The organism is Actinomadura logoneensis (genome assembly GCF_003428695.1).
Taxonomy (GTDB): domain Bacteria; phylum Actinomycetota; class Actinomycetes; order Streptosporangiales; family Streptosporangiaceae; genus Spirillospora; species Spirillospora logoneensis.
This window is the reverse complement of the sequence record NZ_QURH01000619.1, coordinates 1-2,209: the sequence shown is the minus strand read 5'-3', so window position 1 is coordinate 2,209 and position 2,209 is coordinate 1. Positions and strand designations below refer to the sequence as shown.

At 78.6% G+C, this 2,209-nt stretch carries 1 protein-coding gene and 1 pseudogene; both read left to right on the top strand.

Annotation, left to right across the window (positions count from 1 at the left end; genetic code table 11):
* Positions 1 to 1,038 (top strand): ATP-binding protein (locus DZF91_RS24765; protein ID WP_147341358.1); only part of this gene is annotated, 1,038 nt, incomplete at its 5' end.
* A 39-nt stretch (positions 1,039 to 1,077) separates the two neighbouring features.
* Positions 1,078 to 2,209, top strand: a pseudogene (locus DZF91_RS24760) (AfsR/SARP family transcriptional regulator); the annotation flags it as partial.

Below are 2,209 nucleotides of genomic sequence, written 5' to 3'. Positions count from 1 at the left end.
GCCGACCTGCTCGCCGAGGCGCTGGGCCTGTGGCGCGGCCCGGCGTTCGCGGACGCGGCGGAGACGGCGTCCGGCGGGGCCGCCGCGACCCGGCTGGACGAGCTGCGGTTCGCCGCGCTCGTCGGTCGCGCCGAGGCGGACCTCGCGCTCGGCCGCCACGACACCGCCGTCGCCGAGCTGCGCGACCTGGTCGCCCGGCACCCGCTGCGCGAGGACCTGCGCGCGCTGCTGATGCGCGCGCTGGCGGCGGGCGGCCGGCAGGCCGAGGCGCTCACCTTCTTCGAGGAGACCCGCGTCCTGCTGGCGGACGAGCTGGGCGCCGACCCGTCGCCGGAGCTGACCGCCCTCCACCGGACGCTCCTCCAGGGCCCGCCCCCACCCCGGCCCGCTCCTCGGCCCTCGCCCGCGCCCTCGTCGGTGCCCTCGGCGCCGAGGGCGGGACGGCCCGTCCGGCCGAGCGCGCCCATCAGCGGTTTCGTCGGACGGGACGACGACGTCGCCGGAGTCCTCGACGGGCTGGCGGCCGGACGGCTGGTCACGCTGTTCGGACCGGGCGGCGTCGGCAAGACGCGGCTGTCCGGGGAGGTCGCGCGGCGCTGGGACGGGGAGGTCGCGTTCGCGCCGCTCGCGCCCGTCGCCGACCCCGCGCAGGCGGTGCTCCAGGCACTGGGCCTGCGCGAACGCGGGATGCTGAGCGGCGGCGGAGCCGACCCGGACCCGGAGGAGCGCCTGGTCGCCGCGCTCGCCGAACGCGACCTGCTGCTCGTCCTGGACAACTGCGAGCACATCGTCGGGGACGCCGCGAACCTCGCGTGGCGCCTGCTGTCGGAGTGTCCCGGCCTGCGCGTCCTCGCCACCAGCCGGGAACCGCTGGACGTGGACGGCGAGCGGCTGTGGCAGGTCCGGCCGCTCCCGGAGGACGACGCCGTCCGGCTGTTCGAGGAGCGGGCGAGGGCCGCGCGCCGCGACGTGGACCTGGACGGCGCGCTCGTCCGGAGGGTCTGCGCCGCGCTGGACGACCTGCCGCTCGCGATCTAGCTGGCGGCGGCCCGGCTGCGCACGCACGAGCTGCCCGAGGTGGCCGAGCGACTGGACGAGCGCCTGGGCGACCGGTTCGCGCTGCTCGCGCGCGGCACCCGCACCGCCGACGCCCGGCACCGGACCCTGCGCGCCGTCGTGGACTGGAGCTGGGAGCTGCTGACCGAGGACGAGCGCGCGGCGGCCCGCCGGTTCACGGTGTTCGCCGGGGGAGCGACCGCCGCGTCCGCGCTGGCCGTCGCGCGCGCGGACGAGGAGACCCTGACCGCGCTGGCCGACCGGTCGCTGCTGGACTTCTCCCGGGGCCGGTACCGGATGCTGGAGACGATCCGCGCGTACGGGGCGGAGAAGCTCGCCGAGGCGGGCGAGGCGGAGGAGACCGAGGCCGCGCACGCCGCCCACCTGCTGGACCTCGCGGCCCGCGCCGACCTGCTCGGGTCCGGCCAGCTCGCCGCGCTCGACCGGCTCGCCGCCGAGCACGACGACCTGATCGCCGCGCTCCGCCGGGCCGTCGCCGCGGGCCGCGCCGGTACCGCGTCCGCGCTGCTCACGGCCATGTCGGTGTACCTGTGGATCCGGGGCCTGGCGGGTTCGGCCGCGCCGCTCGCCGCCGCCCTCCTGGACCTGCCGGACGCGGCGGCGCTCCCGCCCGAGGAGTACGCCGTGTGCGTCACCATCGCCGGGACGCGCGCCACCGAGGAGCAGCGCGAGCGCGCCGGGGCCGCGCTGGCCGGGGCGGAGCGTCCGCTGCGCAACTCCATGGCCTCGCTGCAGTGGCTCATGGGCTCGGTCGGCGGCGGGGACATGAGCGTGCAGTTCGAGACGCTGATGGCCGAGCGCGAGAGCCCCGACCGGTGGGCGCGGTCGGCGGCGCACCTGATGTCGGGGTATCCGCGGCTCGCGAACGGCGACCTCGCGGAGGCCGAGCACGAGTACCGGACCGCCGCCGAGGGCTTCCGCGCCCTGGGCGAGCGCTGGGGGACGGCCCTCGCGCTGGACGCCCTCGCCGGGCTCGCCGCGACGGCCGGGGACACCGCCCGCGCCGTCGCCCTCACCGAGGAGGCGCTGACGCTCGCCGGGGAGCTGGGCGCGGCCGACGACATCGCCGACCTGCTGTGCAACCGCGGCGACCTGCGCGCGGCGGCCGACCCGGAGGCCGCCCGCGCCGACT